This is a genomic window from Actinomadura sp. KC06, from assembly GCF_004348735.1.
Lineage (GTDB): Bacteria > Actinomycetota > Actinomycetes > Streptosporangiales > Streptosporangiaceae > Spirillospora.
Map to the genome: position 1 here is coordinate 13,257 of NZ_SMKT01000058.1, position 25,455 is coordinate 38,711.

The following is a 25,455-nucleotide window of genomic DNA, read 5'->3' on the forward strand; positions in this document are numbered from 1 at the left end:
GAACGGTCCGCCATGGACTACGAGACCATCCTCTACGAGGTGGACGACGCCGTCGCCACCGTCACCCTCAACCGGCCCGAGGTCATGAACGCGCTGTCGTCCGACCTGGAAAGGGAGCTGCACGACGCCCTGCGCCGCGCGGGGGCCGACCCGGACGTCCGCGCGATCGTCCTGACCGGGGCCGGACGGGCGTTCTGCTCCGGCTACGACATGGCGGCCGTGGACGGGGCGAGCACGTCCGAGTCCCGGTACCCGGCGGACGTCATCGGCGGCTGGTACGAGCGCAACCAGGCGGAACTCGACCACCTCAGGGAGATCTGGAGCCTGCCCAAGCCGGTGATCGCGGCGGTCAACGGCTGGTGCATGGGCGGCGGGTTCTGGTACGCCCTCGCCTGCGACATCACCATCGCGTCGGCCGCCGCCGTCTTCGCCCAGCCCGAGGTGCGGATGACGTCCAGCTCCATCTTCCTGTTCGCGGCGCTGTGCGGATGGAAGAACGCCAACCGCTACGCGCTGACCGGCGACCACTTCGACGCGGCCGAGGCGCTGCGCATCGGCGTGGTCAACGAGGTCGTCGCGCCCGAGGAGTTGCTGTCCGCCGCCCGGCGGCTGGGGCGGCGCATCGCGCAGGTGCCCGCCGCATCGGTGCGGCTGAACAAGGCCATCACCATGCAGGGCCTGCGCGCGGCCGGCATCGACAGCGGCCTGCTGCTCAACGGCGCGCTCAACGCGATGGCCCACTCGTCCTACGGGCCGGAGCGCGAGCGGCTCAACGCGGCGAAGGCCGAGGGCGGCCTGCGGGCCTTCCTCGGCGCCCGCGACGACCCGTTCCGGCCCGAGCCGTTCGGGCCGCGGTCGGCCCCGGCCGGCGAGTAGGTGGCAGCCCACGTGATCGAAGGAGAAGCGATGGCGGGACCGCGGACGGTCAGGGCGCCCCACGGGCGCGACCTGACCTGCAAGGGCTGGGCGCAGGAGGCGGCCCTGCGCATGCTCATGAACAACCTCGACCCGGACGTCGCCGAACGTCCCGACGACCTCGTCGTCTACGGCGGCAACGGCCGCGCCGCGAGGTCCTGGCGGGACTTCGACGCGATCGTCGCCACGCTGCGCCGCCTGGCCGACGACGAGACCATGCTGGTGCAGTCGGGCCGTCCGGTGGCCGTGTTCCGCACGCACGAGTGGGCGCCGCGGGTGCTGATCTCCAACGCGATGATCGTCCCGGAGTGGGCGACGCTGGAGGAGTTCCGCCGCCTCGAAGACGCCGGGCTGACGATGTTCGGCCAGATGACCGCCGGGTCATGGGCCTACATCGGGTCGCAGGGCATCCTGCAGAGCACGTTCGAGACGTTCGCGGCGGTGGCGTCCAAGCGCTTCGGCGGGACGCTGGCCGGGACGCTGACCGTCACCGCGGGCCTCGGCGGCATGGGCGGCGCGCAGCCGCTCGCGATCACCATGAACGGCGGCGCGGCCCTCTGCGTGGAGGTCGACCAGGCGAAGATCGACCGGCGGATGCGGCTCGGCTACCTCGACGCCCAGGCCGACGACCTCGATCACGCCCTGGCCCTGCTGCTGGCGGCCCGGGACGAGCGGCGCGCCCTCTCGGTCGGGCTCCGCGCCAACGCCGCCGAGGTCCTGCCCGAGATCGTCGCGCGGGACGTCCCCGTCGACATCGCCACCGACCAGACCTCGGCCCACGACCCGCTCCTGTACGCCGTGCCCGGCATGTCGCAGGAGGAAGCCGGCGACCTGCGCGCCCACGACACGCGGACCTACGTGCTGCGCGCCCGCGCGAGCATGGCCGACCACGTCAAGGCGCTGTGCGCGCTGCTCGACCGCGGCGCCGAGGTGTTCGAGTACGGCAACGGGCTCCGCGTGGAGGCCGACCTCGGCGGCTTCAAACGGGCGCTCGACTACCCCGGCTTCATCGTCGCCTACATCCGCCCGCTGTTCTGCGAGGCGAAGGGGCACTGCCGCTGGATCGCGCTGTCCGGCGACCCGGCCGACATCGCCGTGATCGACGCGGCGATGCTCGACGAGTTCGCCGGCAACCCGTCGGTCACGCGGTGGCTGCGGCTGGCGGCGCGGCACGTCCGCGTGCAGGGCCTGCCCGCGCGCACCTGCATGCTCGGCTACGGGGAGCGCGCCCGCGCGGGACGGGTCATCAACGACCTCGTCCGCGACGGGAAGGTCAGCGCGCCCGTCGCGATCGGGCGCGAGCACCTCGACTCCGGGTCGGTCGCCTCCCCCTACCGGGAGACCGAGGCGATGATCGACGGCAGCGACGCCATCGCCGACTGGCCGGTGCTGAACGCGCTGCTCAACGCGTCCAGCGGCGCGACATGGGTGGGCGTGCAGCACGGCGGCGGCACGGGCATCGGACGGTCGGTGCACACCGGGATGGTGGTGGTCGCCGACGGCACGCCGCTCGCCGCGCTGCGCGTCGAGCGGGTGATGACCAACGACCCCGGCAGCGGCGTGGTGCGCCATGCCGACGCCGGCTACGAGCGCGCGGTCGAGTTCGCCGCCGAGCAGGGCATCTGGATGCCGAGCCTGGACGCCGCGGCGTCCCGGGACGGCGCCGCCGCAAGCGACGCCACAAGGGAGGGGACCTCATGGACGCCGCGCCCCTGAGCGACATCCGCGTGCTGGAGTTCGGCCACTACATCGCCGGGCCGTTCTGCAGCCAGATCCTGGCCGACCAGGGCGCCGACGTGATCAAGGTGGAGCCGCCGGAGGGGGACGCCAGCCGCGGCACCGAGACCCTGTCGTACAACGACGTCTACTTCCACGCGCTGAACCGCAACAAGCGCAGCGTCATGCTCGACCTGAAGTCCGACGCGGGGCAGGAGGCGCTGGTCACGCTGCTGCGCTCGGCCGACGTGGTGGTCACCAACTACGCCGTCGGCATCCCCGAGCGCCTCGGCTTCGGCTACGCGCAGGCCCGGGACGTCAACCCGCGGCTGGTCTACGTCCACGCCAGCGGGTTCGGCAACGACAGCCCGTACGCGAAGCGGCCCGCCTTCGACGGCATCATCCAGGCGATGTCGGGCCTGGTGCACCTGACCGGCGAGCCCGACGGGATGCCCATGCAGGCGGGCCTGTTCGTGCCCGACCACGTCACCGGCCTCTACGCCGCCCTCGCGGTGATGTTCGGCCTCAGCCGGCGGGAGGCCACCGCCGAGGGCTCGTTCACCGACCTGAGCATGCTCGACAGCATGATGTCGCTGCTGGGCCCGTGCCTGGCGGAGGCGGTCCAGCTCGGCGCGAGCCCGACGCGGGTCGGTAGCAAGGTGCGGCGCTCCTACGCCGGCACCTACACCGCGGCCGACGGCTACGTGTACCTCGCGCCGATGACCCTGCGGATGTGGACGGCGCTCGCCGGCGTGCTGGACACGCCGGAGCTGCTGCCCTACTTCGCCGCGCCGGCCGCCGACACCCGGCTGGACCACCGCGACGAGCTGGACCGCACCATCGAGGCGTGGACCCGCGCGCGTCCGGTGGCCGAGGTCGTCGCGCGGATGGGCGACGTCGGCGTGCCCTGCAGCCCGATCTTCAGCGTGGACGCGCTGGCGGCCGACCCGCACGTCCGGCACCGCGGGATGGTGCGGTCGATCCCGCTGGAGAGCGGGGTCGGCGAGGTGATCGTCCCTGGCTCGCCGCTGCCGGTGGTCGACTCGGCGTTCGCCGCCGGGCCCCCTTCGATAGGCCAGCACACCAAGGAGATCCTCGGCACCGCCCCGGACGCCGCGCCCCGGCCGAGCTGAACCGGCTGTTCTGTCGGGGCACGCGGTGGGCGGCGGGGCGGGTGCTGGCCATGTGAGCGGGCGTCAAGCATGATCTCTTACGGAGAGTAGGAGGAAGTCGACCCAGGGGCGCCGGTTTGCAGTCGTACGTAGCGGTACTCGCACTTCTGGGTTTGCTGGCGGCCGTGGTCACGGCCGTGTACGCGCTGTCGTTCGCCTACGCGCCGCCCGGCGCCCTTGGCACCGGTCCGTTTCTGGCGGGCGGACGTCCCCAGGAGCATGCGGTGTCGCGCTTTCACGTGCGCTGGTACGTCGTGACCATGGTCTTCCTGGCCTTCGACATGGAGATGGTCTTCATGTACCCGTGGGCGGTGGTGGTCGCCTCGGTCGGGACGAAGGCCGTCGTCGAGATGTTCGTATTCCTGGCGCTCCTGGTGGTCGGGGTCATATACGCGTGGCGCGAGGGGGCCTTTCGATGGGCCTGAAGGCGGGGCTCTTCCGGTTCGCCCACGCGCGTCCCCACGCCTTCGTCATCACGGCTCCCGGCGCGACGCGGACCAGGTTGTTCGTCGAGGCCGAACTGACGCGGCGCGGCGGGCGTCCGGTCCGGTCGCCCGCGGCGGCGGCGATCCTCGTCGTGTGCGGACGTCCCGGCGCGGGCCTGGCGGCGGCTGCGGACACGATCTGGGAGGACGTGCCAGGGCCGCGCGCCCTCGTCCGGTTGGACGAGGTGGCGTCGGCCGAGGACGTCGCGGCGGAGCTCGACCGGGCGACCCGGGAGCTGGCCGACACCTCCGCGCAGTGGGCGGATGCCCTGGCCCGCAAAGACCGCGGACCGTGGTCGCCCGCCGACGAGCCCGATCATGGCGGGCACATGGAGCACGGCGGGCACATGGAGCACGGCGGGCACATGGAGCACGGCGGGCACGAGCATCACATGGGGGCTCCGGCGGGGCTGGCCATGGCGGGGCGTGCGGCGGACCGGGATGGTCTGAAGCTGGACGTCCTGCACATCCCGCTCGGCCCGGCTCTCGCGGACTGGCCCGCCGGACTCGTGCTCGACCTGACCGTGCAAGGCGACGTCGTCCAGTCCGCGGAGGCCGTGGTCATGGACGGCTCGGCGGCCGGGCCCGCCTTCTGGGACGAGCCGTGGTTGCGAGCCGCCGCGGGCGAGCGGGTGACGACCGGGGACGCGGAGCGGCGCAGGGCCGCGAGCCACCTCGACAGCGCGGGACGGCTGCTGGCCGTCGCGGGCTGGGACAGTGCCGCCGACCAGGCCCGCGTCCTGCGCGATCAGCTCGTCGCGGGCGAACCCCAGAGCGAGCTGGCGCCGCGCGTCGGCAGGTTCGTGCGCCGTGCTCGCCGGTCGAGAACGCTGCGATGGATGCTGGGCGGTGTCGGCGTCATCGACCCTGAACTGGCCGAGCGCCATCTGCCGAAGGCGTCCACAGGCTACGTCGGAGACGTGTTCGCTCGGCTGAGCGCCTGGCTCGACACCATCGGCGAAGCCGCGCGACGGCTGGACGATTCCGCGCCCTTGCGGGATCTCGACGGCCCGCGGGGTCCGGTGGACGGCCGGACGAGCGCCGCGTTCGTCGCGATGCTTCCCGAGCTGCTGGAAGGCATGGAGCTCGCGGCGGCGAGGCTGACCGTCGCCAGCCTGGATCCCGACCTCGACCAGATCGGCGTCCCCGCGGAGGTCTCCGGTGAGTGAGCCGACGCCTGTCTGGGCCGTCGTGGCGCTTCCCCTCGTGCTGGGCGTTCTGGCCTACTCGGCCGCGGCGATGGACTCGGCGTTCCGCACCGGGGACGGGGTGGTCGCCCCGTTGCGGGAGGGCGTCCGGCTCATCGTCCAGCAGCGGCGGCGCACGCATGCGCCGGACATCCTGCTCACCCGGATCGGTGTGATCAGCCTTCCGACCGCGGCGCTGCTGGCGGCGACGGTGATCCCGTTCGGTGACACGAGCGTGTGGGATCTACCGGTGAGCGTCGTGTGGTTCAACGCGATGGAGGTCGTGGCCTGGGGTTCGCTCTGGCTGACCGGGTGGGGGGTCAACTCGGCGTTCCCGCTGATCGGCGGCTATCGGTTCGTCGCCCAGGGGCTGGCGTACGAGCTGCCGCACATGTTCGCCCTCATCACCGCCGGCCTCGGGGCCGGTTCGCTCGGCTTCGAGGAGGTGGCCGCGGCGCAGGACGGCCTCTGGTTCGCCGTCTGGATGCCGGTCGCGTTCGCCGTCTACCTGCTGTCCGCGCTCGCGATGGCGTTCTGGGGACCGCTGAGCCACCCGGTGGCGGACGATCTCGCGGGCGGAGTCCCGGCCGAGCTGTCGGGCCCGGACCGGCTGCTGTTCTTCGCCGGACGGTTCGCGCTGCTGACCGTGGCGGCGGCGGCCGCGGTGCCGCTGTTCCTGGGCGGCGGCGCGGGGCCGTGGCTGCCGGGCTGGGCCTGGTCGCTGATCAAGACGTACGCGGTGCTGGCCCTGCTGGTCTGGGTCCGCGGGCGGTTCCCGGTGCTCAGGATGGACCGGTTCATGACGGCCGCTTGGGTGGTCCTGATCCCGGCAATGCTGCTGCAGGCCCTGGTGGTCGGCATCGTGGTCGTGAACTGAGGAGGTGAGATGCAGGACGTCGCGTTCTGGGTCCTGGCGGCGGGGGCCGTGGGTTTCGGCATCGCCGTCTTCGTCGTGGACTCGATGGCGCGGGCGACGTTCGCCCTGCTGGCCTCGTTCCTGTGCGTCGGCGTCGAGCTGCTGCTGCTCGACCTCGACTACCTGGGCGTCCTGGTGATCCTGATGATGATCATGGAGATGCTGGTGATGGCGGTCTTCATGATCATGTACATGATGAATCCCGGCGGGCTCATGCCGATGACGATGGTGCACAACAACCTGGGGGCGCTCGTCATCGCCGGCGGCGTCTTCGCCGCGCTCGTGGCCGGGATTCTCCTCACCCCGTGGCCGCGGCGGCGCGGGACCGTCCCCGCCGACCCGACCTTCGCCGTCGGCGAGGCGATCATGGGGCCGAAGATGCTGGCGATGATGGTGATCGGCATCGCCATCCTCGCCACGATGATCGCCTCCGTCGTGCTGGCCACCGACCGGGGACGTTACGACCGGCCGCCGGGGCGCGGGGGCGGGGGCGGTGCGAGGTGAGTCTTGAAGCCTTTCTCGTGCTGGCCGCCGCCCTGTTCTCGGTCGGGCTGTACGGGGCGCTGTCGCAGCAGTCGATCGTGATGCTGATGATGGGCCTCGAACTCATGATCAACGGGCTGCTGGTGGCGGGCGCGGCGTTCTGGTTCTACGTCTCGCCCGGATCGGCGGACGGCCAGGTCCTGGTGCTCGTCGCCGTCACCGTGATGGCGCTGGAGATGGCGATGGGGTTCGCCGTCGTCACCGCGCTGTTCCGGGCGCGCGACGTCGATCTGACCGATGATGCCGGAGATCTCAAAGGATGAGTTTTCTGGGCTGGCTGCTGCCGGCGGTGCCGATCGTTACCGGTGTGCTGCTGCTCGGCGGACGGTTCGTCCTCGGGCGCCGGGTGGATCGTCCGGCGCCCGCGATCGCGGTGGGGGCCGCGTCCGTCGCGCTGTGCCTGGCGATCGCGGGGGCGGCGGCCCGGCCGACCGTGCGGTTCCCGCTGTTCGAGCGGTTGCCCGGCGGGCTGGCGGTGGACGGGCTTTCCGCCGTTCTCGTGCTCACGGTCACATCGGTCAGCCTCGCCGTCCTGGTGTTCGCCGGCGGAGAGTTCGCCGCGGACGAGTCGCGGGGGCGCTTCTTCGGGCTGATGCTGGTGTTCACCGGGGCGATGCTCGTGACGGTCACCGCCACCGACCTGGCCGTCCTGCTGATGGGCTGGGAGGTCATGGGCGCGATGTCGTACGCGCTCATCGGCTTCTGGTGGCGGGAGCCGAGACGGGTCGGTTCCGCGGACGTCTCCTTCGTCACCACGCGCGCCGGTGACCTCGGCCTGTACTTCGCCGCGGGCGCCGCCCTGATCGGCACCGGATCGCTGAGCCTCGACGAGCTGGCCACCGCGGAGGGTCACTGGCGCGACTTGATCGCGGCCGGCGTCGTCCTGGCGGCGCTGGGCAAGTCGGCGCAGCTACCGTTCTCCTTCTGGCTGTCGCGGGCCATGGACGGACCGAGCCCGGTCTCCGCGCTGCTGCACTCGGCGACCATGGTGGCGGCCGGGGCGTACCTGCTGCTGCGCCTGGAACCGCTGCTCGACGCGACGGGCTGGGCCGCGTCGCTGGTGGCGTGGGCGGGTGCGCTCACCGCGCTTCTGCTGGGTGTGGTCGCGCTGGCCCAGCGCGACCTGAAACAGCTGCTGGCGGCCTCCACGTGTGCGCAGATCGGGTTCATGGTGCTCGGCGCGGGAGCCGGCACGGTGACCGGAGGCACCGCGCATCTCGCCGCGCACGCCGCCGTGAAGAGCCTGTTGTTCCTCGGCGCTGGCGCGTGGCTGAGTGCGCTTGGAACCAAAGACCTCGGGGAGTTGCGCGGCGCCGCTCGCCGGTACCGGCTGGTCGGAGCGGCCTTCGGCGTCGGGATGCTCGCCCTCGCGGGCACTCCGCCGCTGTCGCTCTGGGCCACTAAGGACACTGTCCTCAGCGCCGCCCTGGACGTGTCTCCCCCGCTGTACGCGGTCGGGCTCGCCGCAGCGCTCCTGTCGGCGGGCTATGCGGCGCGTGTGCTGTTCGCCGTGACCCGTCCGGCCGGCGCGGCTACGCGATCGGACACCGAGGAGACCGGGACGCGGCGCATCGGACTCCTCGAAAAGGTCACGCTGCCCGTGCTGGCCCTGTGGTCCGCCGCGCTCGGAATCTTCGCTTTGCCCGTGGTGGACGAGGCATGGACGAACCTCCTCGGCACCGGTCATGGGCCAGCGCCGGGCGCGGTCGAGCTGGCGCTCTCCGGTGCGTTGGCGCTGCTCGCCGTCGGAATGACCTGGGCCTTCATGCGGCACGGTGGTCGAGTCCGGGCGGCGTGGACGGCCCCCGCCCTGCACTGGCTGCATCTCGAACGGCTCGCCGGGCTGCTCGTCGCGCGTCCGGTGTTCATGCTGGCCACCGCGCTGGCCAGGTTCGACGACCGCGTCATCGACGGGGGCGTGCACGCGGCCGCCGCGACGGGACGGCTCGCCGCCGCGCTCGCCGCCCGCCGGATCGAGATCAGGGTGGACGGCCTCGTCACCGCGGCAGGCCGGAGCGCCCGCCTGCTGGCGGACCTCGCCCGCCGCCCGCAGACCGGGCAGGCGCACACCTACTACGCGCAGGCCGCCGTCCTGCTCGCCGTGCTCATCGTCGTCGTCCTCCTGGTCAGGTGACCGTGCTCTCCGTCGTGATCTTCCTGCCGCTCGCCGTCGCGCTCGGGCTGTACGCGGTGCCCCGGCCCGGCGCCCGCGCGGTGGCCTGGACGTGGATCGCCGCCTGCGCCATCGACCTCGCTCTGGTCGTCGCGATGTGGATCGGGCACGGCACGGGCGGCGGGATCTCCTACGAGACGAACGTGCGCTGGATCCCGTCCGTCCGGGCCGGCTACCACATCGGGGTCGACGGCCTTTCGCTGCCGCTGCTCGCCCTCACCTCCCTGCTGTTCCTGGCCTGCGCGGTCTACTCGCTGCGCCAGGAACGGCAGGTGCGGGCCTTCGCCGCGCTCTTCCTGTTCCTGCAGACGGTGTCCCTCGGCCTGTTCGCGGCTCTGGACCTCCTGCTGTTCTTCGTGTTCTTCGACCTGTCGATCGTCGGGATGTACTTCGTCATCGCCGGGTGGGGACACGGCGACAGGATGCGGTCGGCGCTGAAGTTCTTCCTCTACACCTTCCTCGGCTCCCTGATCCTGCTGCTGGGGTTCATCGGGCTCTACCTGGGCGCCGAGCCGCACACCTTCGACATGGTGGAGCTGACCCGGACTCCGCCGCTGGCCGGGTCGGCGGGGCTCGCCGGGCTCGTGCTGCTGGCGATCGGCGTCGGGCTGGCCATCAAGACGCCGACCGTCCCGTTCCACACCTGGCTGCCGCCCGCGCACACCGACGCGCCCGCCGCGGGCTCGGCGATCCTGGCCGGGATCCTGCTGAAGATGGGCGCCTACGGTTTCGTCCGGATCGCGATGCCGATGCTCCCGGACGCGTGGCGCCGCTACGCCTGGGTCGTCATCGTCGTCGGCGTGATCAGCGTCCTGTACGGGGCGCTGGTGGCGTACGCGCAGGAAGACCTCAAGCGGCTGATCGCGTACACCTCGGTCAACCACATGGGGTACATCGTCCTGGCGCTCGGCGCCGCCGGCGCGGCCGGCGACCAGGCCGCGCGGCGGCTCGCGGTGACCGGCGCGGTCACGCAGATGGTGAGCCACGGGCTGATCACCGGCGCGCTGTTCCTGCTCGCCGGAGTGCTCTACGGCCGGGCCGGCACCTATGACATGGGACGCTTCGGCGGCCTCGCCGGGCGCGCCCCGGTCTACTCCGCGCTCGTCGCGGTGGGCGCGTTCGCCTCCCTCGGGCTGCCCGGCTTCTCCGGCTTCATCGCCGAGTTCCAGATCTTCACCGGCGTGATCGGCAGCGGCGGCACGGGGCTCGCCGTCGCCGGGGCGCTGGCGATCGTGGGGATCCTCATCACCGCCGCGCTGTTCCTGCGCCTGCTGCACCGCGCCGTCCTGGGCCCGCCGGGCGAGCTGACCGCGCGGGTCACCGACGTCCACCGCAGCGAACTCGGCGCGATCGTCCCGCTGCTGCTGCTCGCGGTGGTCATCGGGATCGCGCCGCGGTTCCTGCTGGACGTCATCGAACCGTTCTCGGCGACGGTGGTCTCGCTGGTGGCGCGATGATGCGCGAGAACCCGGCGGACCTCCTGCCGGAGCTGCTCGTCCTCGGCGCGGCGGTGATCGGGCTGCTGACCGGGTCGTTCCTGCCGCGGGCGCGGCAGTGGATCGTCGGGCTGATGTGCGCGTCCGGGCTGGTCGCGGGCCTGGTGGCGGCGGCGCTCGCCGCCCGCCGCGCGGATCTGATGACCTTCGACGCGTTCATGCTCGACCCCGTCACCCACGTGACGCGGGTCGTCGTCCTGGCGGCGACGCTACTGGTCATCGTGCTCGCCGCGAGGCCGATGCGCGGCCACCGGCGGGAGAGCGAGTTCTACGTCCTCGTCATGCTCGCGGCGCTCGGCACGATCGTGCTCGGCGCTACGTCCGATCTCCTGGTGCTGGTGGCGGCCTACCTGCTGGCCAGCATCCCCGGCTACGCGCTCGCGGGCTTCGGGAAGGACGCGCCGGGCACCGAGGCGGCGCTCAAGTACTTCCTCATGGGCGCGTTCCTGGGCATCTTCATGCTGACCGGCGTCACCCTGCTCTACGGGCTCGGGCGTGGCACGTCCTACGAGATGCTCCGCGCCGAGCTCGGGACGGCCCCGGACGGCGCGGTCACGGTGGGCGTCGTGCTCCTGCTGGCCGGGCTCCTCTTCAAGGCGGGCGCCGTGCCTGCGCATTTCTGGGTGCCGGACGTCACCGAGGGCGCTCCCCCGGTGGTCGCGGCGTTCGTCACGACCGTCCCGAAGATCGGAGCGTTCGCCGCCCTCTACCGCTTCGCCGCCGAGGCGCTTCCGCCCGGCGCCGGCGACTGGCCGCTGCTCATCGCGATCATCGCCGCCGCGACCATGACGCTCGGCAACCTCGCCGCGTTCGCGCAGGACAACGTCCGGCGGCTGCTCGCCTACTCGACCGTCAGCCAGGCCGGTTACCTGCTCGTCCCGATCGCGGTGGCCGGACGGACCGACCTGGCCGAGCCCGCCCTGCTGTTCTATCTCGCCGCCTACGCCGTCACCAATATCGGCGCGTTCGCCGTGGTCATCGCCGTCGGACGCGACGAGCTGCCCGCCTACGGCGCGCTGATGCGACGCTCCAAACTCCTGGCGTTCTCCCTGGTCATCTGCCTGCTGGGGCTGGTGGGCACCCCGCCGGCAGCCGTGTTCGTCGGCAAGCTGCTGATGTTCGGCGCGGCTCTGGACGGACGCTACGCATGGCTCGCCGTCGTCGCGGCCGTCAATTCCGTCGCCAGCGTCTTCTACTACCTGCGCTGGATCGTCCCCGCATACGCCAAGGACGCTCAGGACACCGCCGGGCGTCTGGATCGCGTCGCCCAGGGAACGGCCTATCTGGCGGCCGCGGGTTCGCTCGTTCTCGGCATCGGAAGCGGCATCGTCCTCGCCATCGGCTGAAGCCCGTCCAGGGCCGTGCCGCCCGGGTCGGTGACCCGGGCGGCGGCCTTGGTACAGCCGATCATGCCTGGATCCTCTCCTTGACGGGCTCGTCCGCGCCGGCCTGTACAGCGCGGGTTCGCAGGGTGACCAGGGCCAGACCGGCGCCCGCCAGAGCGACGACGGCGGCCCCGATGAAGGCGGCCTGGAAGCCGTCGGTCAGGCTGGACAGGTCGCCCAGCTCGTCCGCGCCCCGCGAGGTGGCGATCGCGGTCATCGCCGCGAGCCCGATCGCCGAGCCGACCTGGTACGTGGTGTTGACGATGCCCGACGCCAGACCGCCCTGCTCAGGTGCGACGCCGCCGAGCGCCGCCATCGTGGCGGGGATGAACACCAGCGACATGCCGACCGCGGAGATCAGCGACCCCGGCAGCACGTCGGCGGCGAAGCTCCCGCCCGCGTCGATCGTGGACAGCACGGCCAGCCCGGCCGCGAGGACGACGAGGCCGGTGACGATGAGCGGCTTGGTCCCGAACCGGCCGATGAGCCGTCCGGTGACGCCGACCATCAGCACCATCATCAGCGCCGTCATCGGCAGCAGCGCCGCGCCGCTCGGGAACGCCCCGTAGCCCAGGACCTGCTGGAGGTACAGGTTGAGGAAGTACCACATCGGGATCCACGCGGCGCCCAGCAGCGTCATCGCCACGTTGGCGCCGGCCAGGCTCGGGGTGCGCCACACCGACAGCGGCATCAGCGGGTTGCGGGCGATCCGCTGGACGCCGACGAACGCGGCCAGCAGCAGGACGGCGCCGCCGAGCTGCAGAGCGGTCGCCGGAGCGTCCCAGCCCCGTCCGGGCGCCTGGACGATCGCGTAGACCGCGAGAGCGAGCCCGCCCGTGACGGCGAGCGCGCCCAGCACGTCGAGCCCGGTGCGGCGTCCCGGGACGTCCGGCAGGACGGCCGGGACCAGCGCCAGCGTGACCAGGCCGATCGGGATGTAGATGATGAACACCCAGGGCCAGCTCAGCCACTCGGTGATGACGCCGCCGAGGAACACCCCGGCGGTGCCGCCCGCCGGGGCCGCGGCGCCGTAGAACGCCATCGCCTTGGCCAGTTCCTTCGGCCGCGCCGAGAACAGCACCATCAGCAACGTCAGCGCCGACGGTGCGATCAGCGCGGAGCCGACGCCCTGAACCGCGCGGCCGACGATCTCGGCCTCGGCGCCGGTGGCGGCCGCCGCGACGACGGAGCCGCCGATCAGCACCAGCCATCCCGCCGCGAAGACGCGTCTCGCGCCGAGCAGGTCCGACAGCTTGCCGCCGAGCAGCAGCAGGCCGCCGAGGGCGACGACGTAGGCGTTGAACACCCATTGCAGGCCGCTCTGGCTGAAGCCGAGCTCGCGCTGCATGTCGGGGAGCGCCACCCCGATGATCGAGGTGTCCATGATGACCATGAACTGGGCGGTGGCGAGCACGGCCAGCGCCCACCAGCGCCTTGGATCTGCGGACATGAGCGTCCACCCTTCAAGAGATTTACCCGTGGGGGGTATGTCGCGATGAACCGTAACATACCCCCCACGGGTAAATAATCCCGCCATGAGATGCGCGTTTGGCCGCTCACCCGGCGGCGGCCACCAAGGGCTGTTCCGCCTTCTTGTTGCGCGGGTCGCTGAAGGCCGTCATCCCCGGGACGAGCAGCGCGGCGAGAGCGCTGCCCATGACCAGGAGCCCCGCCGTGGTGAGGACGCTCTGGGCGCCGGCGGCGTCCACCATCGGCGGGATGAGCGCGAAACCGACCGGGCTCATCCCGTAGGAGACGAGGAAGTCCAGCGACGAGATCCGGGCCTGCAGATGGCCGGGCACCTCGCGCTGGATCGCGGTGAACCACGGGATGTTGAAGACCTCGATGCCGATCCCGCCGATGGCGCAGGCGGCGATGATGACCCAGCTGTGCGAGGCGTAGGCGAGGGAGAGCGGGACGAGCCCGTAGCTCCCCAGCATGATCATGGCGGGGATCCCGACGCGCCGCGGCCTCCACCGGCTCATCAGCATCGCGCCCGCGATCGCGCCGGCCGAGTAGGCGCCGAGGGCGAGGCCGATGAGCGCCGTGGAGCCGAACCTCTCCTGGCTCACCACGGGCAGCATCACGTACTTGGCGGCCTCGCCGAGGGCGAGCCAGGCGATCAGCGCGGCGAGGCCGGCGAGGAACCAGCGGTGCCGGCGCGCCTCGTCCAGCCCCTGGCGGAACTCGGTCAGCATGCCGGTGCCCGCGTCCGGCCGCGCTGCCGCCGAGCCCTTCACCGGGACGGCGGCGGCGAGCAGCGCCGAGCCGAACCACAGCGCGGCCGCCGCCGTGAGGCTGACCCCGCGGCCGAACTCGGCGTACAGCGCCACCGCCGCGGTGGGTCCGCCGACCAGCCAGATCCGCAGGCTGAGGGTGGTGGCGGCGTTGGCCTCCTGGAGCCGGTCCTTGCCGATGTGGTCGGCGACGAGGGCCTGGTAGGCGCTGCGGAAGGTGCCCTCGCCCGCGCCGGCGAAGGCGATCGCGATGCAGACGGCCAGGACGGGAAGGCCGGCGGCGAGGCCCACGGCCGCGGTCGCGCCGCCCCGGACGGCGCTGGAGATCGCCAGCACCCGCGTGCGCGGGTAGCGGTCGGCGATGACCCCGCCGGGCAGGGACCCGGCGACGAACCCGAGCGTCCGGGCCCCGAGGACGAGCCCGAGCGCGGACAGGCCGTGCGGCCCGTCCAGGACGGCGAGCGTCAGCGCCGTCGGCATCATCCCGGTCGCCGCGGCCGAGGCGGAATAGCTCAGCCACAGGCGCCGGAAAGGGCGTTCACGGAGAAGCGCCAGCATCACGTCACCGCCACTCGGAACGGGCGAGCACGAGCGTGGGAGAGCCGAGTTCGGCGGCCAGGCCGGGCAGGTAGTTCGCGCATTCCTCGGCCGGCCGGGTGGAGTGCGGGACGAGGTGCCGCGCCCGTTCCCGCAGGTCTTCCGGGTCGGCTGTGGCGCTGAGTCCGTTGGCCTTCAGCCAATCGTCGTTGAAGGCCGTGGCCAGATAGCGCTCGCCACGATCCGCGGCGAGGAAGGCCACCTGCTGTTTCGGCCTGGCCCGCATCGCTTTGGCGAGCGCGACGGTGAGGGCCGCGCCGGTGGAGACGCCTGCGAGCAGTCCCTCGGAGCGCACCAAGGTGCGGCAGGCCTGGAAGGCGTCCTGGTCGGTGACCATGTACACCTCGTCCAGCAGGGACAGGTCCGGCAGGTTGGACGGCGTCCAGCTCAGCCCCACCCCCGGAGTCAGATACGCGTGCGGCTCCCCGCCGAAGACGGTGGAGCCCTGCACGTCGACGCCGATCACCTCGACGTCCGGCGCGTGCTCCTTGACCGCCCGGGCGATGCCGCCGAGCTGGCCTCCGGTCGAGACCGTGCAGACGACCGCGGCCAGGTTGCGGGTCTGCGCGAGCAGCTCACGGGCGGTGGCGTTGTAGTGCGCCTGGCTGTTGAGCGGGTTGAAGCACTGGTCCGGACGGAACGATCCCGGGGTCTCGCGGTGCAGCCGGTTCGCCAGCTCGATGCGCGTCTTGTGGTAAGAGCCGGAGTCGTCGGGTTCGTCCACGACGATGATCTCCGCGCCGAACGCCTCCAGCAGGCCGCGGTTGGTGGGAGTGATCTTCGGGTCCACGACGGCCACCACGCGGTAGCCGCGGGACGCGCCGATCATGGCGAGCGCGATGGAGAAGTTGCCCGACGACGACTCGATGAGCGTCCCGCCCGGGCGCAGCCGCCCGGTCCGCTCCGCGTGCTCGACGATGTACCAGGCGGGCCGGTCCTTGAGGCTCCCCGCGGGATTGGCGTTCTCGAGCTTGACGACGAGTCGCGCCTCGTCGGGGGTCGTGAGATTGCGCAGGCCCACGACGGGCGTTCCGCCGATGACGTCCAGGATCTGGGGCACGCGGACACGGCGTGTCGGCTTCATGGGTGATGGTCCTTATCAGTCGCGATACATGACATGGGCATGTATGCGCCGACATCTGCGGCCGGCGCACGCGACTGATCAGGTTCGGGAAATGCAAAGCGCTGCGAGGGCGGCGGCGCCGGTGCGGTACCCCGCCAGGCCGAAGCCGTTTAATGGCTCGCCCGGTGGACGCGGAATGCCTCCATGCGCGCTCAGCTCCACGGAGACCAGGAGGACATCTGCCGCAGGCGCGGACGCGGAACCGGGCGAGCCCGTCGCCTGCGAGTCGGGCATCACTCCATGCGGCGGATCCATGTGACACGGCTCGGCGTCCGCCTTGACCTCGGAGGATAGGTCGGTCGCCGTGCTGATCAACGGCTCCGAGGCCGCCGTGCTGGACACCACATGCTGGCCATGACAGTGCCCCAAAGGCACGCACGGCGAGCCGTAGGCGAGGAAGACCGCGACGACCAGCAAGCCGAACAGGCACCTGTCGAGACGCCTGCGACTTCGCACCGGTCGCGCCGCGAGTTCCACAATCACGTGATGCTAGCCTCGGCGCTCTATTTTCTTCCAGCGAGCAACTAGAAGCGATTTTCAATGTTTATTAAAGCCGGGCCAGAAGACGCACCTTAGATAGCTCCTTTCACCGCTTGAAGATCATCTCCTGCCTCGTGTGAAGATGCATCGGTCGCGCTTTGATCGCGGACGCGATGCGCAGGTGGACCTTCCGGTGCCGGTGAGGTGGCTTCGGGCGGCCCTTGCGGGAGCCTGGGCGCCGGTTGACAGTCGCGCTGGCTCGCTGTTCTACTAGCCAGAGGAAAACTCTGTAGTACAGAGAAACTTGGCGGTGGGAGACGAGGGTCGTGGGGAGACGTCGCAGATGATCGACCAAGCGGGTGTCCTGGGTAGTGTGCGGCGGGGCATGATCCCGGCGCACATCTACAACGACGAGCACGTCTTCGCGCTGGAGAAGGAGCGGGTGTTCGGCAGGGCGTGGATGTTCGTCGCCCATGAGTCGGAGATCCCCGGCACCGGCGACTATGTGGTCCGCCGCGTCCTGGACGACTCGTTCATCGTGGTCCGGGACGAGAAGGGCGAGATCCATGCGCACTTCAACATGTGCCTGCATCGGGGCATGCAGGTCTGCCGGGCCGAGATGGGCAACGCCTCGCATTTCCGCTGCCCGTACCACGGATGGTCCTACCGGAATGACGGCCGGATCGTCGGCCTGCCGTTCCATCAGGACGCCTACGGCGGGGAGGCCGGCTTCAAGCGCAAGAGCCAGCGGCTTCTGCCCGCACCGAGAATCGACTCCTATAATGGCATGATCTTCATCAGCCTGGACGACGAAGCGCCGTCGCTAGAGGATTATCTCGGCGACTTCGCGTTTTATCTCGATTACTATACTCGGCAGAGTCCGAGTGGGATTGAAATGCGCGGACCGCAGCGGTGGCGGGTCAAGGCCAACTGGAAGATCGGGGCGGAGAACTTCGCCGGGGACATGTACCACACACCCCAGACCCATACCAGTGTGGTCGAGATCGGACTGTTCCGGGAGCCCAAGGCGGAGAAGCGCCGGGATGGCGCGACCTATTGGGCCGGGAATGGCGGGGGCACCACGTACAAGCTGCCGCCAGGCGGGCTGGACGAGCGGTTGCGGTACGTCGGCTATCCCGACGAGATGATCGCCCGGATGAGACGGGAATGGTCGCGGGAGCAACGCGACGTCATCGGCCGGGACGGGTTCATGATCTCGGCGGCCTCGGTGTTCCCGAACCTGAGCTTCGTGCACAACTGGCCGCGGGTCGAGGACTCCGACGACGTCGTCCCGTTCATCTCGGTGCGGCAGTGGCAGCCGATCAGCCAGGACGAGACCGAGGTCCTGTCGTGGTTCGCCGTGGACGCCGAGGCCCCGGAGGAGTTCAAAAGGCTCTCCTACAAGGCTTATCTGATGTGTTTCGGCAGCACGGGAATGTTCGAGCAGGACGATGTCGAGAACTGGGTGTCGTTGACCAACACGGCCGCGGGATCGATGGCGCGGCGGCTGCGGTTGAACAGCCGGATGGGCCTGCTGGAGGACGACACGGCGGTCGTCCCCGCCCTGCCTCCCGAGCAATTCAGCGGGCCCGGCATCGCCCGCGTCGGATACAGCGAGTACAACCAGCGGGCACTGCTCCGGCGCTGGGCCGACCATATGGAACGGCCGATGCCGAAGGCCGCCGGTGTCGAGGTCGGCACGAATGGCCATCGGGCGGAGGACGGGCAGTGACCGGCGAGCAGAGCACGCATTCGGCCCGGTCGGTCCTGGGCGGTCATGCTCCGCGCGAGCAGCGTGTCGGCTCCACTTTGCCGTTCGGCGACGAACGTCATTTGCTGGCCCATCAGTGGCTGGTCGACGAGGCTTATCTGCTGGACGAGCAGAACTACACGCAGTGGCTGGAACTGCTGACCGACGACATCCATTATTTGATGCCTGTACGGGTGACCACGGCCTTGGGGACGGGTTTCGACACCGCGCCCGGGGCAGCTCATTTTGATGAGAACAAGTACTCCTTGTCGCGGCGCGTGGCCCGGTTCCTCACCGAGCACGCCTGGACGGAGGACCCGCCGTCCAGGCTGCGCCACCACATCACCAATGTGCGAACGTTCGCGGCCGGCGACGACGACCATCTCATCGTCGACTCCGGGGTGCTGCTGTTCCGCAGCCGCGGCGACGTCCGCGAGCCGTCCCTGGTCTCGGCCGGGCGCGAGGACCTGCTGCGGCGCGAGGACGGCGGCTGGCGGCTGGCGCGGCGCACGATCCTGGTGGACGAGTCCGTGATCCGCATGCAGAACCTGGCGATCTTCCTATGACGATCGGCTGGGAAGGCGAGCGGGCGGACGCCGAGAAGGCCGCGCGGTCCGAGCGGGAGCGGCTGCGGCTGCTGGAGCACGCGCAGGGCGAGCCGCTCGTGCTGGGCAACGAGTTCTCCGAGATCAGGGTCACCAAGGTCGAGACGCGGAACGGCGCCCGGCTGCTGGTGGAGTCCCCGCGCTCGGGACAGTGGATCGCGCTGTGCCCGCTGGAGCTGGAGGCGCTGACCTGGCAGCAGACCGCGACGTTCTCGGAGATGATCGGCCACCCGTTCGGATCGCTCGTGGAGGACGAGTCGCTCGCGGAGGACGGCGAATGACCGGATGGCTGGACGGGCGGCGCGCGCTCGTCGTGGGCGCCGGCTCGGGCATCGGGCGCGCGGTGGTCGACGCGTTCCGCGCGGAGGGCGCGTCCGTCGCGGTACTGGAACGGGACGCGGGCAAGGCCGCGGCGATCGGCGAGGCGCTTCCCGGCGTGCCGGTCACGGTCGGCGACGCGACGACGCGGGAGGCGAACGACGAGGCCGTCGCGGCGGCGGTCTCGGCGTTCGGCGGCCTGGACGTGCTGGTGAACTGCGTCGGCGTTTTCGACTTCTACCGCGGCCTGCAGGATCTGGACGCCGACGTGATAGACGACGCGTTCGCGGAGATGTTCTCGACCAACGTCAAAAGCCATTTGCACGCGGTGAAATCGGCGCTGCCCGCGCTTCGCGAGTCGCGTGGCTCAATCGTGCTCACCGAGTCGACGTCTGCGTATTACCCAGGACGGGGCGGTGTGCTGTACGTGTCGTCCAAATTCGCGGTTCGTGGGCTGGTGACGTCGCTGGCGCATGAGCTGGCGCCGGACGTCCGCGTCAATGGTGTCGCTCCGGGCGGGACGCTCAATACCGATCTGCGGGGAATCCCCAGCCTGGGGCAGCAGTCGCAGCGGCTGGACGACACCCCGGGCCGGGCCGCGGACCTGGAGGCGCGCACTCCGCTGGGCGTCGCGCTGAGCGGGACGGATCACGCGTGGAGCTATGTGTTCCTCGCCTCGTCCCGGTCCCGGGGAATCACCGGCGACGTCGTGCATCCGGACGGCGGGATCGCCGCCAAGGCATGACGGACGGACGTCTCACAGAAACGGAAAGGAGCTGCCGCCATGCCCATCCTGCGGGCTGACCAAAGCGCCTGCCAGGGCTATGCGAATTGCGTCGCCGGCGCCTCGGACGTCTACGACATCGACGATGACGGCGTCGTCGTCCTGCTCAAGGAGCGCGTCCCCGAAGAGGAACGGCGACGCGTCGAAGAGGCGGCGAGGAGCTGCCCCGTTTCGGCGTTGACCGTCGAGGGCGAATGAGCCGCACCGCGGTCGTGGTCGGCTCGTCGGTGGCGGGTATCCGCACCGCCCAGGCGCTGTCCGCCGGCGGTTTCGACGGTCGTGTTCTCGTCGTCGGCGACGAGAACACCGAGCCATATGACAAACCACCCCTGTCCAAGCATTTCCTCACCGGCGATTGGGCGGCCGGCAAGCTGTCCTTGCTGAACGGCGGGCCTGCGGACGAGCGGGTCGAGTTGCGTCTCGGAGTCGCCGCCGAGCATCTGGACGTCACGGATAAGCAGGTTCGGCTCGCCGACGGCACGCGGGTGCCTTATGACGTGTGCGTGATCGCGACCGGTGCGTCCGCCCGCCCCTCACCGTGGGCGGCGCGCGACGGCGTCCACGTGCTGCGGACACTGAGCGACAGCGCCGCGTTGCGGCGGGATCTGCTGCGCGGCGGCGAGGTCGTGGTCGTCGGCGGCGGGTTCGTCGGCGCCGAGGTGGCCGCGACGGCGAACCGGCTCGGCTGCGCGGTGACCGTCGTCGATCCTCTTCTCGATCCGATGGCGCGGGTCCTCGGGCCGGAGGTCGGCCCGCTGCTGACCAGGATCCATGAACGCCACGGCGTCCGGACCCGCTTCGGCACTGGCGTGGTCGCGATCGAAGGAACCGGCGGTGACCTGCGGGTGTTCCTGGACGACGGGGACGTCCTGCCCGCCTCGACCGTCGTGGTCGGCATCGGGGCCGTTCCCAACGACGGGTGGCTGCGCTCGTCCGGCCTGGACGTCGCAGACGGCGTGATCTGCGACGAGTACTGCCGCGCGCAGGGGACGCAGGACGTGTTCGCGGCCGGTGACGTGGCCCGGTGGCTCCACCCGCGCTATGGCGAGCACGTCAGGGTGGAGCACTGGACGAACGCCGTCGAGCAGGCGGCGTGCGTGGCCCGCAACATCGTCCACCCCGGTGAGCCGCTCCCCTACCGGCCGGTGGAGTATGTGTGGAGCGACCAGTACGACTGGAAGATCCAGATCGCCGGCACCCCGGCGCGGACGAGCGGCCACAAGCTGATCGGGGATCTCACGGGCGGCAGGCCGCGGGCCGCCGTCGCCTACACCGGCACCGGCGGACGGCTCGGCGCAGCCGTCACCCTCAACTGGCCGCGAGCGCTGGTCGCGTGCCGGCGGCTCCTGGCCGCCGAGGCGGACTTCACCCAGGCGATCGCCGAGCTGGACCTGCTCGCGAACGCCCAGCCCACAGGAAGGCGATGATGACCCGACCCTTCGCCGAGCTTCGCCGGCAGATCGCCGACGCCTGCCGCGTCCTCGCCGTCCGGGGCCTGGCCGACGGGATCCTCGGCCACATCAGCCTGCGGACCGGCCCCGACCAGCTCCTGGTCCGCTGCCGCGGGCCGCGCGAGCGCGGGCTCGCGCACACGGCCGCGTCCGACATCCACCTGGTGGACCTCGACGGCGCACCGGCCGCCGAGGGCGAACTCGACGGAGGCTGGACGCCCCCGAACGAGTTGCCCCTCCACGCCGAGGTGCTGCGGCGGCGTCCGGACGTCCAGGCCGTCGTGCACGCCCATCCGCCCGCCGTCGTGGCCGCCGACCTGGCCGGGCTGGCGATCCGGCCCATCATCGGGGCGTTCGACATCCCCGGCGCCCGGATCGCCCAGGCCGGGGTGCCGGTGTATCCGCGCGGCGTGCTGGTGCGGGACCGGCGGCTGGCCGGGGAAATGGTCGACGCGCTCGGCGACAAGGCCGTGGTCCTGCTCAGAGGGCACGGCATCACCAGCACCGGCGTCACCGTCCCCGAGGCGGTGCTGCGCGCGATCTCGGTCGACACGATCGCGCGGATGTCGCTGACGGTCGCGAGCGCGGGCGGGACGCTGCGCGACCTTCCCGACCGCGACCTCGCCGAACTTCCCGACCTAGGCGGCGGCTTCAACGAGGCCACCGCCTGGCGCCACGAGCTCAGCCGCCTCCAGCCGCTGGAGCACTGAGCTCGTCGCGGAGGCCGTGGAAGACGGCGAGCACGTCCCGTCCGTCCAGGGTCTCGGCATGGCCGGACGCCTTCAGCCGCACCTGCTCGCCGAGGTCGTGCACGATGAAGCCGCCGTCGAACTCGTTGTGCCCGAGGTGCAGCTCGTAGGCGCACAGCGCGTGCAGCCCGCGGGTGAACAGGTCGCGCGGGGTGCGCAGCGCGCCGCCGGGCCAGGAGATCTCGACCTCTGAATCGTGGATCTCGAAGGCGAAGCCGCCCGCCCTCCGGCTCGTGTCCGGCGTGACCGGCTCGGCGCCCAGGCCGTCCCAGAACGGGTTGCGCGGCATGAGTTCCAGGCTGATGCGCCGCTTGCCGTCGCCGGAGTACGTCCGGTGGGCGACCTCTTGGGGCAGCCGCAGCAGGTCACCCGTCCTGCCCAGGTAGTGGCCGTACTGCCGGTCGCCCTCGGTCTCCTTGAACTCGACCCGGACGCTGCCGTGCACGATGTACAGGTACTGGTCGCCGTCGAGGTTGGTGTTCCAGAACGGCAGGCGGTCGGCAGCGCCGGTGGACTCCCAGATCGCGACGGGGCCGACGGCGCCCAGCTCGGCGGGCACGTGCGTAGGACGGTCCGCGGCCCCGCCGAACGCGATGACGTTGACGACGTCGAACAGCTCGTGCCTGCCGTCGATGTGCGACTCGCCGGGGCTGACCCGGAGGTCGGCGAAATCCGGATGCAGCTCGCTCATGCCCGTAGTCCCTTCGACTCCAGCCAGCCGACCAGCGTGTCCGCGACGTACGCGATCAGGTCCGGCTGTCCCTGCAGGTAGTGGTTGCCGCCCTCGACCGGGACGAGCCGCCGGTCGCCATGGGGGATCGCGTCGTACATCGACCGGGCGTGGCTCGGGAAGCAGACCTGGTCCGCGGTGCCGTACATGACGAGCGTCGGGACGCTGGTCCGCGCGAGGTGGTGCGGGCCGTCGCAGTTGGAGTCGTCCACGCTCCACTGGCTCAGCCACGAGCGCAGGCTGGTGTGGTGGCCGAGCGTCGCCGGCAGCAGGTTGGACGTCACCGCCGGGCCCCACAGGGTGCCCGGCTTGCGGTCGGACGCGTCGAGGGTCATGTCGAGGAACCGCGGGTCGGCGACCGTGCCGTGCACAAGGAACGGCAGGTCGCGCAGACCGTCGGCGCGCTCGTCCAGCTCGGCTAGCTGGTCACGGACCCAGGCGGTGATCCGCCGGCTGCGGGCGAGCTGGGCGGCCCGGTACCGCTCGACGAACTCGGGGCCGTACGGCGGGCCGTTGCGCGGATCGAACATGTCGAGGTGCGGGTCGCGCTCGGACGGGTCGTGCTCGTCGACGATCGCCGGGTCCAGCCACTCGGTGTACACGATCGCGCGGCCCGGGTGGGCCATCAGCGACACGAGGCCGTCCACCGGCGGCAGCGCGGCCTTCGTCAGGTCGGGCGGGTCGCCCGCGGGCGTCGCGCGCACGGACGGGGACTCGGCCTGGCTCTGGTAGAAGGCGGTGAGCCCGCCGCCGCCGGAGTTCCCGATCAGGACGATCTTCTCGTAGCCGCGCTCGCGCAGGAACCCGACGGCCGACCCGACGTCGAGCACGCAGTTCTCCATGATGAGCGTGCTGTCGTTGCCGATGTACCGGGTGTTCAGGCCGACCGCGTCCACGCCGCGCTCGGCCAGGTGGCCCAGCAGGTAGTGCCCGAGGAAGTTCGAGCTCGGATGCACCACGACGACGGCCGTCCGCGACGGTTCCGCCGCGCGGTGCAGGGACGCCCACACCTTCCCGGCCATCCGGGCCACCCCGGAGTAGATGTCGACGCCGGCGCCCGCCGCCATCGGGATCCCGAGCAGCTCGATCACCGCTCACGCACCTTTCGTCCTTGTTCGGTTCTCATGCGATGAGGCGGCCGCCGTCCACGACGAGCGTCTGGCCCGTCATGAAGCGGGACTCGTCTCCGGCCAGGTAGAGGACGGCCTCGGCGATGTCCTTCGGCTCGCCGGGATGCCCGACGAGCAGCTTGCCGGTGAGGAAGCCGAGCCGGTCCTCGTCTTGGAAGACGGGGTCGGTGGCCGGCGTCCTGATCAGCCCCGGAGCGACCGCGTTGCACCGGATGCCCTGCTTGCCGTAGTCGAACGCGACCGACCTGGTCAGCGCGATGACACCGCCCTTGGCCGCCATGTACGCGGCAAAGCTCGGGCTGGCCACGAGCCCGGCCGTGGACGCCGTGTTGACGATCACGCCGCCGCCCCCGGCGACCATGTGCGGGATCGCGTACTTGCAGCCGAGGAAGACGCTCTTCAGCGTGGTGTCGATCGTCCTGTCCCACTCCGGCAAGGTCGTGTCGGCGACCGGACGGCCCAATGGCGCCCAGTAGGCGTTGTTGTGCAGGACGTGCGGCCCGCCGTGCGCCTCGGCCGCGCCGTCCACCATCGCCTGGACGGCCTCCGGGTCCGAGACGTCGGTCCGGCAGGCCCGCGCGGTGCCGCCCTCGGCGGCGATGGCCTCGACGGTCTGCCGGGCGCCCTCCTCGTCGATGTCCGCGACGGTCACCAGCGCGCCCTCGCGGGCGAAGCGGACGGCCGTCTCCCGGCCGATGCCGGACGCGGCGCCGGTGACGATGACGGACCTCTCCTCAAAACGGCGGCGGGACGGCGACGGCAAAGTGACTCTCCCTTGTTCGAGTGCGGCTATTCGCTGGAGCCGAGGTAGCCCTTGAGCAGTGACGGGTCCTCCGCCAGTTCGGCGGCGGCGCCGGACGCGGTGACGCGCCCGGCGGTGAGCACGTAGCCCCGGTCCGCCACGGCGAGCCCCTGGGCGACGTTCTGCTCGACCAGCAGGACGGTCTGGCCGTCGGCGGCGAGCGTTCTGATCATCGCGAACACCTCCCGGACCAGCAGCGGCGACAGGCCGAGCGACGGCTCGTCCAGCAGGAGGAGCTTCGGCTTGGCCATCAGCGCGCGGCCGATCACCAGCATCTGCTGCTCGCCGCCGGAGAGGGTCCCGGCCTTCTGCGCGCGGCGGTCCTTGAGGCGAGGGAAGCGGTCGAAGATCTCGTCCAGCGTGGTCCGGACCTCCGCGCGGTCCCGGCGGGTGAACGCGCCGACCCGCAGGTTCTCCTCGACGGTCAGCCGGGGCAGCGCGCGCCGCCCCTCGGGCACGTGCACCATGCCGGCGCGCACCAGCAGGTCGCTGCGCAGGCCGGTGACGTCCCGGCCGTCCAGGGCGACCTTGCCGGACCAGGGGCGGATCATCCCGGAGACGGCGCGCAGCACGGTGCTCTTGCCCGCGCCGTTGGGCCCGAGCACCGCGACGAGCTCGCCGCGGCGCACCTCGACGCTCACGTCCGCCACCCCGGTGACGCGCCCGTACCCGGCGCGCAGCTCCGTGATCCGCAACAGCTCTTCTCGTTCA

The 25,455-nt window shown here is 71.3% G+C and carries 26 protein-coding genes; 18 read left to right on the forward strand and 8 right to left on the reverse strand.

The features are described from left to right. Window positions 1–12 precede the first annotated feature (12 nt). The 11 genes from E1287_RS19800 (at window position 13) to E1287_RS19850 (ending at window position 11,949) form a co-directional block, all read left to right on the forward strand. Window positions 13–876: an enoyl-CoA hydratase/isomerase family protein gene (locus tag E1287_RS19800; RefSeq protein ID WP_131966505.1), complete on the forward strand. Its 864-nt coding sequence runs from the start codon at window positions 13–15 to the stop codon at window positions 874–876. Between the two features lie 30 nt (window positions 877–906). Next, entirely contained in the window at window positions 907–2,631 is a 1,725-nt protein-coding gene (hutU, locus tag E1287_RS19805; protein WP_131966507.1) for a urocanate hydratase, read from the forward strand. Next, a complete protein-coding gene (locus tag E1287_RS19810) occupies window positions 2,613–3,764 on the forward strand; it encodes a CoA transferase (protein WP_131966509.1) in 1,152 nt (383 codons plus the stop codon). Before hutU ends, E1287_RS19810 begins: the two co-directional genes overlap by 19 nt. A 164-nt stretch (window positions 3,765–3,928) precedes the next feature. Then, window positions 3,929–4,228, forward strand: coding sequence for an NADH-quinone oxidoreductase subunit A (locus tag E1287_RS19815; protein WP_243719223.1), 300 nt, complete (start codon window positions 3,929–3,931; stop codon window positions 4,226–4,228). Further along, the gene (locus tag E1287_RS19820; RefSeq protein WP_131966513.1) at window positions 4,219–5,457 is read left to right on the forward strand and encodes a hypothetical protein; all 1,239 of its coding nucleotides are present in this window, start codon (window positions 4,219–4,221) and stop codon (window positions 5,455–5,457) included. The genes E1287_RS19815 and E1287_RS19820 overlap by 10 nt, the downstream gene beginning before the upstream one ends. Further along, complete coding sequence (locus E1287_RS19825) at window positions 5,450–6,352, forward strand: complex I subunit 1 family protein (RefSeq protein ID WP_131966515.1); 903 nt, start codon at window positions 5,450–5,452, stop codon at window positions 6,350–6,352. The genes E1287_RS19820 and E1287_RS19825 overlap by 8 nt, the downstream gene beginning before the upstream one ends. 9 nt (window positions 6,353–6,361) lie before the next feature. Next, window positions 6,362–6,895, forward strand: a complete 534-nt coding sequence (locus tag E1287_RS19830; protein ID WP_131966517.1) for an NADH-quinone oxidoreductase subunit J — start codon at window positions 6,362–6,364, stop codon at window positions 6,893–6,895. After that, on the forward strand, window positions 6,892–7,197 hold the full coding sequence (gene nuoK / locus E1287_RS19835; protein WP_131966519.1) for an NADH-quinone oxidoreductase subunit NuoK: 306 nt from the start codon (window positions 6,892–6,894) through the stop codon (window positions 7,195–7,197). The genes E1287_RS19830 and nuoK overlap by 4 nt, the downstream gene beginning before the upstream one ends. Further along, entirely contained in the window at window positions 7,194–9,068 is a 1,875-nt protein-coding gene (locus tag E1287_RS19840; RefSeq protein ID WP_131966521.1) for a proton-conducting transporter membrane subunit, read from the forward strand. The genes nuoK and E1287_RS19840 overlap by 4 nt, the downstream gene beginning before the upstream one ends. Beyond that, window positions 9,065–10,564, forward strand: coding sequence for an NADH-quinone oxidoreductase subunit M (locus E1287_RS19845; protein ID WP_243719225.1), 1,500 nt, complete (start codon window positions 9,065–9,067; stop codon window positions 10,562–10,564). The genes E1287_RS19840 and E1287_RS19845 overlap by 4 nt, the downstream gene beginning before the upstream one ends. Then, window positions 10,561–11,949, forward strand: a complete 1,389-nt coding sequence (locus E1287_RS19850; protein WP_207934323.1) for an NADH-quinone oxidoreductase subunit N — start codon at window positions 10,561–10,563, stop codon at window positions 11,947–11,949. Before E1287_RS19845 ends, E1287_RS19850 begins: the two co-directional genes overlap by 4 nt. 61 nt (window positions 11,950–12,010) lie before the next feature. Here the strand turns inward: E1287_RS19850 and E1287_RS19855 are convergent, their stop codons facing one another. From E1287_RS19855 to E1287_RS19870, 4 genes are all read right to left on the reverse strand, one after another. Beyond that, window positions 12,011–13,438: an MFS transporter gene (locus tag E1287_RS19855; protein ID WP_131966523.1), complete on the reverse strand. Its 1,428-nt coding sequence runs from the start codon at window positions 13,436–13,438 to the stop codon at window positions 12,011–12,013. Window positions 13,439–13,544: 106 nt separating this feature from the next. Then, on the reverse strand, window positions 13,545–14,783 hold the full coding sequence (locus E1287_RS19860) for an MFS transporter (RefSeq protein WP_131966525.1): 1,239 nt from the start codon (window positions 14,781–14,783) through the stop codon (window positions 13,545–13,547). Between the two features lie 4 nt (window positions 14,784–14,787). After that, window positions 14,788–15,906, reverse strand: a complete 1,119-nt coding sequence (locus E1287_RS19865; RefSeq protein ID WP_207934324.1) for a cysteine synthase family protein — start codon at window positions 15,904–15,906, stop codon at window positions 14,788–14,790. A 78-nt stretch (window positions 15,907–15,984) separates the two neighbouring features. Further along, window positions 15,985–16,428, reverse strand: a complete 444-nt coding sequence (locus E1287_RS19870; protein WP_131966527.1) for a hypothetical protein — start codon at window positions 16,426–16,428, stop codon at window positions 15,985–15,987. 340 nt (window positions 16,429–16,768) lie between these two features. Here E1287_RS19870 and E1287_RS19875 point away from each other — a divergent pair, with 340 nt between their 5' ends. From E1287_RS19875 to E1287_RS19905, 7 genes are read left to right on the forward strand one after another with little or no spacing between them, the layout of a single operon-like run. Continuing rightward, window positions 16,769–18,157: a Rieske 2Fe-2S domain-containing protein gene (locus E1287_RS19875; protein ID WP_131966529.1), complete on the forward strand. Its 1,389-nt coding sequence runs from the start codon at window positions 16,769–16,771 to the stop codon at window positions 18,155–18,157. Further along, window positions 18,154–18,741 carry a 3-phenylpropionate/cinnamic acid dioxygenase subunit beta gene (locus E1287_RS19880; RefSeq protein ID WP_131966531.1) on the forward strand — a complete coding sequence of 196 codons (588 nt, stop codon included), beginning with the start codon at window positions 18,154–18,156 and terminating at the stop codon, window positions 18,739–18,741. Before E1287_RS19875 ends, E1287_RS19880 begins: the two co-directional genes overlap by 4 nt. Then, on the forward strand, window positions 18,738–19,061 hold the full coding sequence (locus tag E1287_RS19885) for a hypothetical protein (RefSeq protein WP_131966533.1): 324 nt from the start codon (window positions 18,738–18,740) through the stop codon (window positions 19,059–19,061). Before E1287_RS19880 ends, E1287_RS19885 begins: the two co-directional genes overlap by 4 nt. Beyond that, entirely contained in the window at window positions 19,058–19,843 is a 786-nt protein-coding gene (gene hcaB, locus E1287_RS19890) for a 3-(cis-5,6-dihydroxycyclohexa-1,3-dien-1-yl)propanoate dehydrogenase (protein WP_131966535.1), read from the forward strand. Before E1287_RS19885 ends, hcaB begins: the two co-directional genes overlap by 4 nt. Window positions 19,844–19,882: 39 nt before the next feature. After that, window positions 19,883–20,080, forward strand: a complete 198-nt coding sequence (locus E1287_RS19895) for a ferredoxin (protein ID WP_131966537.1) — start codon at window positions 19,883–19,885, stop codon at window positions 20,078–20,080. Further along, window positions 20,077–21,309 (forward strand): FAD-dependent oxidoreductase, encoded by a 1,233-nt coding sequence (locus E1287_RS19900; protein ID WP_131966539.1) that lies wholly within the window; start codon window positions 20,077–20,079, stop codon window positions 21,307–21,309. Before E1287_RS19895 ends, E1287_RS19900 begins: the two co-directional genes overlap by 4 nt. Next, window positions 21,306–22,043 carry a class II aldolase/adducin family protein gene (locus tag E1287_RS19905; RefSeq protein WP_207934325.1) on the forward strand — a complete coding sequence of 246 codons (738 nt, stop codon included), beginning with the start codon at window positions 21,306–21,308 and terminating at the stop codon, window positions 22,041–22,043. Before E1287_RS19900 ends, E1287_RS19905 begins: the two co-directional genes overlap by 4 nt. Here E1287_RS19905 and E1287_RS19910 read toward each other — a convergent pair. Genes E1287_RS19910 through E1287_RS19925 form a run of 4 tightly spaced genes read right to left on the reverse strand, consistent with a single transcriptional unit; the run spans window position 22,015 to window position 25,439 of the window. After that, window positions 22,015–22,773, reverse strand: a complete 759-nt coding sequence (locus E1287_RS19910) for a hypothetical protein (RefSeq protein WP_131966540.1) — start codon at window positions 22,771–22,773, stop codon at window positions 22,015–22,017. The two genes, E1287_RS19905 and E1287_RS19910, sit on opposite strands and share 29 nt — an antisense overlap. Next, complete coding sequence (locus E1287_RS19915; RefSeq protein WP_207934326.1) at window positions 22,770–23,903, reverse strand: alpha/beta hydrolase; 1,134 nt, start codon at window positions 23,901–23,903, stop codon at window positions 22,770–22,772. Before E1287_RS19915 ends, E1287_RS19910 begins: the two co-directional genes overlap by 4 nt. A gap of 31 nt (window positions 23,904–23,934) precedes the next feature. Continuing rightward, window positions 23,935–24,705, reverse strand: coding sequence for a glucose 1-dehydrogenase (locus E1287_RS19920; RefSeq protein ID WP_165969095.1), 771 nt, complete (start codon window positions 24,703–24,705; stop codon window positions 23,935–23,937). 26 nt (window positions 24,706–24,731) lie between these two features. Next, on the reverse strand, window positions 24,732–25,439 hold the full coding sequence (locus E1287_RS19925; RefSeq protein WP_243719227.1) for an ABC transporter ATP-binding protein: 708 nt from the start codon (window positions 25,437–25,439) through the stop codon (window positions 24,732–24,734). Window positions 25,440–25,455: the final 16 nt, after the last annotated feature.

What these genes read in the sequence shown, in the direction of transcription:
- E1287_RS19800 (WP_131966505.1), top strand. Translation starts at nt 13, where the DNA reads ATGGACTACGAGACCATCCTCTACGAGGTGGACGACGCCGTCGCCACC.
- hutU (WP_131966507.1), top strand. Translation starts at nt 907, where the DNA reads ATGGCGGGACCGCGGACGGTCAGGGCGCCCCACGGGCGCGACCTGACC.
- E1287_RS19810 (WP_131966509.1), top strand. Translation starts at nt 2,613, where the DNA reads ATGGACGCCGCGCCCCTGAGCGACATCCGCGTGCTGGAGTTCGGCCAC.
- E1287_RS19820 (WP_131966513.1), top strand. Translation starts at nt 4,219, where the DNA reads ATGGGCCTGAAGGCGGGGCTCTTCCGGTTCGCCCACGCGCGTCCCCAC.
- E1287_RS19830 (WP_131966517.1), top strand. Translation starts at nt 6,362, where the DNA reads ATGCAGGACGTCGCGTTCTGGGTCCTGGCGGCGGGGGCCGTGGGTTTC.
- E1287_RS19840 (WP_131966521.1), top strand. Translation starts at nt 7,194, where the DNA reads ATGAGTTTTCTGGGCTGGCTGCTGCCGGCGGTGCCGATCGTTACCGGT.
- E1287_RS19850 (WP_207934323.1), top strand. Translation starts at nt 10,561, where the DNA reads ATGATGCGCGAGAACCCGGCGGACCTCCTGCCGGAGCTGCTCGTCCTC.
- E1287_RS19855 (WP_131966523.1), bottom strand. Translation starts at nt 13,438, where the DNA reads ATGTCCGCAGATCCAAGGCGCTGGTGGGCGCTGGCCGTGCTCGCCACC.
- E1287_RS19860 (WP_131966525.1), bottom strand. Translation starts at nt 14,783, where the DNA reads ATGCTGGCGCTTCTCCGTGAACGCCCTTTCCGGCGCCTGTGGCTGAGC.
- E1287_RS19865 (WP_207934324.1), bottom strand. Translation starts at nt 15,906, where the DNA reads ATGAAGCCGACACGCCGTGTCCGCGTGCCCCAGATCCTGGACGTCATC.
- E1287_RS19875 (WP_131966529.1), top strand. Translation starts at nt 16,769, where the DNA reads ATGATCGACCAAGCGGGTGTCCTGGGTAGTGTGCGGCGGGGCATGATC.
- E1287_RS19885 (WP_131966533.1), top strand. Translation starts at nt 18,738, where the DNA reads ATGACGATCGGCTGGGAAGGCGAGCGGGCGGACGCCGAGAAGGCCGCG.
- hcaB (WP_131966535.1), top strand. Translation starts at nt 19,058, where the DNA reads ATGACCGGATGGCTGGACGGGCGGCGCGCGCTCGTCGTGGGCGCCGGC.
- E1287_RS19895 (WP_131966537.1), top strand. Translation starts at nt 19,883, where the DNA reads ATGCCCATCCTGCGGGCTGACCAAAGCGCCTGCCAGGGCTATGCGAAT.
- E1287_RS19900 (WP_131966539.1), top strand. Translation starts at nt 20,077, where the DNA reads ATGAGCCGCACCGCGGTCGTGGTCGGCTCGTCGGTGGCGGGTATCCGC.
- E1287_RS19905 (WP_207934325.1), top strand. Translation starts at nt 21,306, where the DNA reads ATGATGACCCGACCCTTCGCCGAGCTTCGCCGGCAGATCGCCGACGCC.
- E1287_RS19910 (WP_131966540.1), bottom strand. Translation starts at nt 22,773, where the DNA reads ATGAGCGAGCTGCATCCGGATTTCGCCGACCTCCGGGTCAGCCCCGGC.